This is a genomic window from Bacillus cereus, assembly GCF_007678085.1.
Taxonomy (GTDB): Bacteria; Bacillota; Bacilli; order Bacillales; family Bacillaceae_G; genus Bacillus_A; species Bacillus_A cereus_BE.
The window spans coordinates 458,566-467,623 of record NZ_VEDW01000005.1 but is presented as its reverse complement, the minus strand read 5'-3'; the positions used below and the strand labels follow the sequence as shown (position 1 = coordinate 467,623).

Below are 9,058 nucleotides of genomic sequence, written 5' to 3'. Positions count from 1 at the left end.
TGGCTACACCTTTTTCATCCGTTTTCCCTTTTACTACTTCTTTCCCTTGTTCGTTGTAGATTGTAAACTCTGCATTTGGTAGTTTCGTATTCCCATCCGCTATATCTACTTTCGTTATTTCTAACTCACCTTTTATATTTTCATTTTTCCACTCCAATAGAGCAGTTTCACCAGTTTTCACTTCAATTTTTTTAACACTTCCGTCTAACACATATCCAGCTGGCGCTTGAATTTCTTTGACACTATATATACCGATTGAAAGATTCCCTAGCTCCGCAATCCCTTTATCAGTAGTAGTAACATTTTGTTTAAAGTTTTCATTAGAAACTTCAAACACAGCCCCTTTTAATAATTCCTTTTTTTCTCCTAATTTCATAATCTTTAAAGAGCCTACTGATTCCCAATTTACAACTAAATCTGTACTGATTTTCTCACTATTTCTTTGTAACAATACTGTTGTATTTTGAACTTTTTCCGATCCTTTAAAAGCTATTGCTTGTAAATTTGTTAAAGTAGACTTCACTTTCATTTTAAAATTACCACTACTCGTATCTTTCGGGATTAAAATTTTGAATTTTTCATTAATTGATAATGCACTTTTCTCTTCTCCATTTTCATTTACAATTCGAAGCCCTTTAGGAGCGTTTTCAGGAAGAATTGTATAAGAACCAGAAACCGCATTTGTTTGCACTGCATAAAATCCTGTTTCTAAATAATCACCTTTTTGTGTAGCATTTTGTGGATCTACAGGATTAACTTTAAAAAATACATCTTGTGATCCTGTTTCTTTTTTTGAAGCCTCTACTAAACGCTTCATAAGATTATGTACTCGTTCATTTTTTGCAACTAAATCTTCTACCTTTAATTCATTTGCTGCAATCCATACCGCTAATTGTGTAGCATAATGCGCTTCTTCTACTGTCGCTACCCCTAATTCAGATGGGCTTTTTTGAGGATATCCATTTAATAAAACATGATATACGGCATCAGATGTTTTCCCCATTTCAGGCAAATCCTCTCCATTTGGAGAACGCAAATCAGGCGTTAAACAATACGCAATACTCCCCGAAGCCGTTTTAATTATTTCTGTCTTTATTTCACGATGTTTCGAATTACTATAACTCCAATCCATTTTATATGTTTCTCTGTTCATTACTTCTGCCTTTACTTGCGGCATTGCAATTCCTAATAAAATAATAAGAGCACTTAAAAAACTAAACCATTTCCCTACCATCTTTCGTTTCATTCTCTCCACCACCATATATAAATTTCTACATGAAGCAATCTTACTGTTTCATTGTACTTATAGTGAAAAAAAGAGAATAGGTGGTTTTTTTGTAGTATCTTGTCGAATTGTTGAGAAAGTTTCAAAGTAATAAGCAACATTAAAATTGTTTGTTCTCCTGCCGCTATTGACAAATGAATGTTACATATTTAAAATTTTTAAAAATAATAAAAAGGCACTTTATTAGTGCCTTTTTTACTTACCAGAAACAAATTTCAAACGAATACATGTTACTTATCTTTTTCTTTTATCTCCATCAACAGCTCAATAATTTTCTCATTTTGCTCTACTTGTTTCTCTGAATTTTGATAGATGCAACGAATCCACCCTAATACAAAAACAACTACAACTATCGGCAATAGTGCAAGTATTATACCGAATATAGAGAAATTAAACATCATTTTCCCATCACCTCGCTACATACAACTTTCTCCATACACCTACTAAAACCTGCAAAATTTTACAAATGAAAAAGAACCTATCAAACGATAGATTCTTCTTTTGCAAACTGAGTAGAACGCCCTCTCGTAATCGAGAAAATCGCACAAAGCAGCGCTAATATAATAAAGCCGCCTCCTACCCAAGCGTTATATATAACAGATGATTTCTCAATAACAACTCCGCCTACTGTTGAACCGAGCGCAATTCCTAAGTGAAGCGCAGAATTATTTAAACTTTGCTGAATACCAGCTGATTCTGGTGCAATTTCAATTAAATAATTTTGTTGTGCTGGCGAAATAGCCCAACTCAGCATACTCCAAAGTCCCATCATAAGAATGAAGAGTGGGAATGAGAATGTCATCATTGGCAACATAAAGATTGCACATGCAAATACGATAATGATGGAAATAATACTTTTCTTCGATCCCCATTTATCAGCAAGCAAGCCCCCAAGGCCGCCTCCAAGTACCGCTGCAATTCCGAAAATGAAGTAAAATACACTAATCCAGTTCGCTTCTACGTGCATCACATCTTTTAAAAATGGTGTTAAATATGCATATAGTGTTAAATGCCCCGTTAAAAATAAGAATGATGTTAACTGTGCACTTACGATTTTCTTATCTTTTAACGTAGCAATTTGTTCTCTTATTGATAACACTGATGTCGGTGGTACTTTCGTTAAGAATAATGAAATACAAGCGATTGCCATAACCGTTAAGATTGAAATAAGTACATACGGTGCACGCCATCCATATGCATTTCCGAGTACAAGGCCGAGCGGTACTCCAAGTACAAGTGACCCACTAATCCCCATGAAAATGATTCCAATTGCACGCGCACGAAAATGCGGTTCTACAACGCTAGAAGCAAGTGTTACTGACAGTGCAATAATAAGCGAACCACTCGCTGCACAAACAACCCTTGAGAACATTAACATCTCGTAATTCACACTAAATGCCGAAATAATATTTCCGATTAAGAAAATTGATAATGCCCCAATATACAATTTCTTTCTTTCAAACTTCCCTGTTAACGCTAATAAAACCGGACCTGATAAAGCAAATACTACTGAAAATATTGTTATAAGCTGACCAGCTGCACTAATAGATACGCCTAAATCATTGGCAACTAAATCAAGCGTTCCTCCTATAATTAGCTCAACCGTTCCGACTACGAAAGCCGCGATAGCTAAAATATACACACGAAAATTCAAGTCTTTCCCCACGCTTTCTTTTTTGGTTACTACGACTATAGTAACCAAAAAAGAAATTGAACACAAGTACAATTTTTTTACAGTAAAAAAGGTAGGCGTATTATACGCCTACCCTTCAATCATGACACTTCAGTTTTATTCTTCTTATTTAAATACCAATACACCGGAAGTCCCGTAAATACAATTCCAATTGATAAGAAACAACTTACCGGATCGTTAATAATCGCACTACCGATTACAAAGAACGAACCTAAAATCGCGACGATTGGTACGATTGGGAATAACGGTACACTGTATGCACGCTCTTTATTCTTATTACGTTTTCTTAAAATGAAGACACCAATAAACGTCATTACATAGAAAATATAAATAATGAATACGGAAATCTCAGATAGCTTATTCGGATCACTAATAATCATTAAAATAATTCCTAAAATGATTTCAACAGTAATCGCATTTGCTGGTGTTTTAAATCTTGGACTTTCCTTTGCAATAAACTTAGCAAATGGAAGTTGTCCACGTTCTGCCATCGACATCGGGATACGTGGGAACGTTAAAATCTTTCCATTTAAACAACCGAAAATAGAAACGATAATACCGATACTAATAATTTTTCCGCCATATTCTCCAAGTAACATGCCCGCAGCTGTTGCTGTCGCATTTTCTCCAAGCTCTACAATTTGCGTTGCTGGTAATACATTTAATAACGCTAAGTTAATTAGTACATAAGCAGCCGTTACAATTAAAATCCCAACTGTCATGGCTTTCGGTAATAACTTTGTTGGATTCTTCATTTCTCCGCCAATCGAAGCAAGTAGAATCCAGCCGTCATACGCAAATAACGTTGCTAAAATTGCCATCCCGATACTTTGATTTTCCGATATCGGCACAACTACGTTAAAGATATCGCTATTCCCTTTCCAAAAACCTAACACAACAATTAATACGATCGGAATCATTTTCCCAATTGTCGTAACCGTTTGGACGATACCTCCATATTTTGTTCCCATACTATTTACAACGCCAAGGAACACCACTGTTCCAATTGCGATTGGTAAATTCCATACTTTATCTAAATAGAAAAAATTAATCACTAAAGAACTAAAGTACAAGCCTAATGTTCCAATAATAGCTGGTCCATAAACAATCGTTTGCATCCAGCCTGATAAATATCCCCAAAAACTTCCGTAAATCTCCTCTAAATACGTATACAACCCACCATTTTTCGGGATTTGCGCTCCAATTTCAGCTACTGTTAAACCACTTGCTAGCGTCAACAGACCACCAATTACCCAAGCAAGAATCGCCATATTAGAACTCCCCGAGTAATCTAATACGCTCCCTGGTTTCATAAACACACCAGATCCAATAATCGTCCCTACTACGATAGAAAGTGCTACCGTTAAACCAATTTTGTTCTTCTCATCATGATGCATGCTGCGTATCCTCCTTCCAATTCTAGTGTGATGCAAAAATGAAATAAAAAAACACTCCTCCCTAAAAAAGGGACGAGTGTTGTATTCGTGGTTCCACCCTTGTTTCAATTCGCAAAGTGACACACTTCACCAATTTCTCAAGTCTAAATAACGGTTTTTGCCGGCAAGCAATTACTAGGTATCCGTTCACTGCTGCAGTTCAGAGGTGGTAATCCATTTTTCCGTATTAGGAAGCTCACAGCCAAAGGCTTCCCTCTCTGAGAATCGTAAAAAATTGATCATGTCCTCATCATCACTTCTTGATGTCGAATTTTGTAGTTATTGTTCATTATATTGAATTGTTAGAAAAAATCAATATATTTTTTTATATAACATAAGAAATATTTCTCTTCTTATATTATAACAGAAGTTACGCCACTTCTCTAATTCCCTAAAAATGGTATAATCCATATAGGAGGTGCACGAATAATGATTGCTGTTTTTTGTATCATCGCTACGTTTCTCTCTGTTCTATTCGCTATCATGTACAGGCACAAGTATCCTGGTTATAGCATTTTAGCGGTAGCTATTATACCAGCTGTTTCCTTCTACGTATTAGGTAAATATCAATACACGGAAGTGTTTATCGGTTTTGCAATCTTCTACTGCGTCTTTGGATACATACTAACAATGAAAAGAATTTTATTGAATCATTAAAAGGGACCGATTTCTGCTGACAGAAATCGGTCCTCACACGTACCTTCCGGTTGCCCACACGAAAGATACGACTTCACTCAATTATTTCTCATCTTTTTTCATAAAAAATTTGTGATGCGGAAGATCAACATTCAATGCCTCTAATTGTTTCTTTTCATTCTCTAAAATCGCTTTTGCTTTTGTTTTTGTTGCCTCATCTAATCCCGCAAAGATGTCTTCATGTTTCTCTGGAAGTTTTACACCTAGTTTTGTTAATTCTTCTTTTACTTGTTCATGAGTTAATTTACCAGATTTCTCTTGCTCTAAAATCGACTTCGCTTTTTCTTTTGTTGCTTCGTCTAAATTAGCAAACATGTCTTCACGCTTACCCTTTTCCGGGAACTTCACGCCTAGTTTCGTTAATTCTTCTTTAGCTTGTTCACGTGTTAATTTACCGGATTTCTCTTGCTCTAAAATTGATTTCGCTTTTTCTTTTGTTGCTTCGTCTAAATTAGCAAACATGTCTTCACGCTTACCCTTTTCCGGGAACTTCACGCCTAGTTTCGTTAATTCTTCTTTAGCTTGTTCACGTGTTAATTTACCGGATTTCTCTTGCTCTAAAATTGATTTCGCTTTTTCTTTTGTTGCTTCGTCTAAGTTAGCAAACATGTCTTTACGTTTTTCTTTCTCTGGAAGTTTTACACCTAGCTCCTCTAACTGTTTCTTTGTATCATCCATAATCGTTTTTACTTTTTGTTTTGTAGCGTCATCTAAATCTTTTTTCGCCGTTTTTGTAGCTTGCTCAGCTGCTGGAGTATTCGTTGCCGCGAATGCCGGAATACCGACTCCTCCAATGATTCCGAATGATAAAGCACCTGCAATCGCTAAATACCCAACTGTTTTCTTCTTCATAGGAAATTTCCTCCTTCATATTTCTAAAGCATGTACACTTTCGTATACAATGCCTATAGTAATATTGGTTCCTTAAAATTCCCTTAACGACTTAACAAAAAAAACACCGCTCATCCCGAGCGGTGTTTTTTCTATGCTTTTTGTAATTGTAATTCTTCACGTTCCATTATTCTTCTTAATACAATTGTTTGTGTCATTGTAAATAAATTACCTGTTATCCAGTACAACACAAGTCCTGATGGCGCCGCAAATCCCATAAATAGAATCATTGCCGGCATCATAATTTGCTGCATTTTCAGCATCTGTACTTGCTCTCCAGGTGTAATATTAGATTGGAAAACTTTCATCTGAATAAATGTCGTTAACGCTGCAATAATCGGTAATATATGATAAGGATCTGCATGTCCTAAGTTCACCCATAAAAACGAAGATGTGCGAATCTCTTCTGTTCGGCTAATCGCATAATACAAAGCAGAGAAAATCGGCATTTGTATTAATAGTGGCCAGCAACCAGCAAGTGGATTCCAACCGCCTGATTTCATTAGTTCTGACATTTCTTTTTGATACTGCTTTTGTTTTTCTAGATCTTTACTTACATCACCGTGTTTTTTCTTTAGCTTCTGTAATTCAGGTTGCATTTTTTTCATTTTCGCTTGGCTACGATATTGCGAAACAGCTAATGGAATCATTGCTGAGCGAATAACGAGCGTTATAATAATGATAGCAATCCCGAAGCTAGCTCCCGGTATATGATGAGCAACAAATTGAATCATAAACGAGATTGGATATACAAAATAATGATCCCAAATTCCCGTACTATGTGCATCAATTGGGGCTGCATTACTGCAACCAGATACAACAAAAACAAGTAATAATGATAAACTAACGAGCACAGCTCGGTATGATTTTAACATGTTCATTCCTCCAATGTTTCGTAATTATTTAGCGAAACATTGGTGTATACGGACCGACCTCATCATTCTCTTCACTTGATTCTTGTCTGCGTACAGAACGAATCATTCCATATTTATAAAAAATTGAAAATAGCGGTACATTCCTCGCACTATCTTCACACGTATCAACTAACGCAAAAGCCCTTTGTCTACCGCTTGATGCTTGCTGACGCACAAAGCGAGAAATGTTAGCAAGGAAGAAAACTTCTAATAAACAAAGCGCTGTCGTTACAAACGATATATATAGAATTGCATCCTGCAATAAAAATTCCATCGCTTCACATCCTTAATAAGGTCATTTTAGCACATTCGGCAAACATTCTCTATTTCCTTTTATCGTCAAAAAAAGTATTTTGCATATTTTCTCAAGAAAACAATAATTAAGAAACATTGTATTCGCTTTCTTTAGTATATTCACACACATCAATGAATAGGCTTGATTTATTAGAAATTTATAAAATTTTTGCATTATAATAAAACTATTGCCAGTTTTTGAAAAAACCTTTATTCTCTTCTTGTAATCAAAAATGAATATGGAGATGAAACATACTATGGGTCAACTAGGAGACGCCGATTACGTTCCCGACACCGCCTTTTTATCCTTCCCAGCAGCTAAAACATTTCACTTAGAATTTATCATACAGTTGGTTGTTATTTTCGTAGCCTCTATTTTGTATGCAATTTCTATGAATATGTTCTTTATCCCGCATAACATGATTAGCGGGGGATTCGCTGGTGTAGGGATGATTATCGGTTATTTAATGCACTACAATATCGGTGCACTTATCTTTTTACTAAACATTCCTCTTCTTATTTTAAGTCACTTTTACTTAGGCAAGAAGACAACCTTCTTAACAGCGTACTTTGTAGCTGTATCATCGTTAGCGATGAACATTATCCCGGTACACCAAGTTTCAGACGATATTTTACTTTCTTCTGTATTTGGTGGTGTAATCTGCGGAGCAGCTTCCGGAATCATATTCCGATTTGCTTCTTCAACAGGTGGTTTTGATGTTGTTGGATTGATTGTAGCAAAACATCGAGATATTTCGATTGGAGCAATCATCTTTGGATTCAACTTGATCTTACTTGTTGCAGCAGGATTTATTTTCGGATGGGATATTACGCTTTATACGTTAATTAGCCGGTTTGTAGTCAGCAAAGTTATCGATGCTGTGCATACGAAACATATTAAATTAACGATAATGACCGTTACAGAAAAAGGCGAGGAAATAAAAAGCGCACTATTACATCACGGCATACGCGGGGTGACAATGGTAGATGCTGTCGGCGGCTATACAAACCATAAGAAAAAAATGATTTACACTGTCGTGACTCGATATGAGTTAGGCGAAATGAAACGTATTATCCGTCAAGTGGATAACAAAGCATTCATGAACATTACTGAAACAGTTGAAATTGTCGGCCGTTTCAAACGCATATAAAAAAGGGTAATAAATTAAAGGGCATAACATATATAATATGTTATGCCCTTTGTTATTCAACTAACGCACCCTTTAGCATAATAAAATTACTAAGTTTATTACTACAAATCGGAGGATAGCATTCCATATACAATACTATCTGTCCATTCATTTTTACTCCAAAAATCTTGTATGAAATGGGCTTCCTTTCTCATGCCTATTCGTTCACACAATTTTTGTGAAGCTGTATTACGTGCATCAAGATTAGCTTGTATACGATGTACATGAAATTCGTTAAATAATTTAAATACCAAACTACTTACTGCTTCTGTTGCCAAACCTCTCCCAGCTACTTCATTTGAAAAACTATAACCAATCTCAACAGTTTCTTTCATATTTGTATACCATACAGATAAATCACCAATTACTTTAGTCTTGTATATAACTGCCAAACTTAATATTGTTTCTTTAGTAAGTACATTGTTTGCTAGCTTCTTATTAAATCTCTTCTGCATGTCTTCATGAGTCCACTTATTATGTAATAGGAACTTACAAGTATCATCATTATTATAAATAGCAAATACATCCTGTAAATCAGTCCTCTTAAAAGGTCTAATTATTAATCTTTCTGTTGTGATCTCCAAGTTAGCTCTCCTCCCTTTCATTCATACTGCAAAACATTTTTATAGTATTTAAGTCCCCTTCTTATATGCCGCCTT

The 9,058-nt window shown here is 35.5% G+C and carries 10 protein-coding genes and 1 other annotated feature; of the genes, 2 read left to right on the top strand and 8 right to left on the bottom strand.

Annotated features, from left to right (window positions below):
• The 4 genes from FS742_RS22725 to FS742_RS22715 all read right to left on the bottom strand — a co-directional run.
• A partial coding sequence (locus tag FS742_RS22725; protein WP_260869682.1) for a SpaA isopeptide-forming pilin-related protein occupies window positions 1-1,246 on the bottom strand: 1,246 nt, incomplete at its 3' end.
• Between the two features lie 269 nt (window positions 1,247-1,515).
• Window positions 1,516-1,686: a hypothetical protein gene (locus FS742_RS27700; protein ID WP_078418214.1), complete on the bottom strand. Its 171-nt coding sequence runs from the start codon at window positions 1,684-1,686 to the stop codon at window positions 1,516-1,518.
• 80 nt (window positions 1,687-1,766) lie between these two features.
• Complete coding sequence (locus FS742_RS22720) at window positions 1,767-3,011, bottom strand: MFS transporter (protein WP_144615236.1); 1,245 nt, start codon at window positions 3,009-3,011, stop codon at window positions 1,767-1,769.
• A gap of 47 nt (window positions 3,012-3,058) precedes the next feature.
• Window positions 3,059-4,375, bottom strand: a complete 1,317-nt coding sequence (locus tag FS742_RS22715) for an APC family permease (RefSeq protein ID WP_144615234.1) — start codon at window positions 4,373-4,375, stop codon at window positions 3,059-3,061.
• Between the two features lie 65 nt (window positions 4,376-4,440).
• Window positions 4,441-4,677 (bottom strand) — a binding site (T-box leader).
• Window positions 4,678-4,843: 166 nt separating this feature from the next.
• On the opposite strand from FS742_RS22715, the gene FS742_RS22710 reads away from it, so the two are divergent.
• Window positions 4,844-5,071, top strand: a complete 228-nt coding sequence (locus FS742_RS22710; protein ID WP_098759686.1) for a hypothetical protein — start codon at window positions 4,844-4,846, stop codon at window positions 5,069-5,071.
• 81 nt (window positions 5,072-5,152) lie between these two features.
• Here the strand turns inward: FS742_RS22710 and FS742_RS22705 are convergent, their stop codons facing one another.
• From FS742_RS22705 to FS742_RS22695, 3 genes are all read right to left on the bottom strand, one after another.
• The gene (locus FS742_RS22705; protein WP_144615232.1) at window positions 5,153-5,962 is read right to left on the bottom strand and encodes a hypothetical protein; all 810 of its coding nucleotides are present in this window, start codon (window positions 5,960-5,962) and stop codon (window positions 5,153-5,155) included.
• A 131-nt stretch (window positions 5,963-6,093) separates the two neighbouring features.
• A complete protein-coding gene (gene yidC, locus FS742_RS22700; protein ID WP_144615230.1) occupies window positions 6,094-6,876 on the bottom strand; it encodes a membrane protein insertase YidC in 783 nt (260 codons plus the stop codon).
• 28 nt (window positions 6,877-6,904) lie between these two features.
• Window positions 6,905-7,189, bottom strand: a complete 285-nt coding sequence (locus FS742_RS22695) for a hypothetical protein (protein WP_144615228.1) — start codon at window positions 7,187-7,189, stop codon at window positions 6,905-6,907.
• Window positions 7,190-7,466: 277 nt separating this feature from the next.
• Between FS742_RS22695 and FS742_RS22690 the strand changes: the two genes are divergently transcribed.
• Window positions 7,467-8,360, top strand: coding sequence for a YitT family protein (locus tag FS742_RS22690; protein WP_000530035.1), 894 nt, complete (start codon window positions 7,467-7,469; stop codon window positions 8,358-8,360).
• A gap of 101 nt (window positions 8,361-8,461) precedes the next feature.
• On the opposite strand, the gene FS742_RS22685 is transcribed toward FS742_RS22690, so the two are convergent.
• A complete protein-coding gene (locus FS742_RS22685; protein WP_144615226.1) occupies window positions 8,462-8,983 on the bottom strand; it encodes a GNAT family N-acetyltransferase in 522 nt (173 codons plus the stop codon).
• Between the last annotated feature and the right edge of the window lie 75 nt (window positions 8,984-9,058).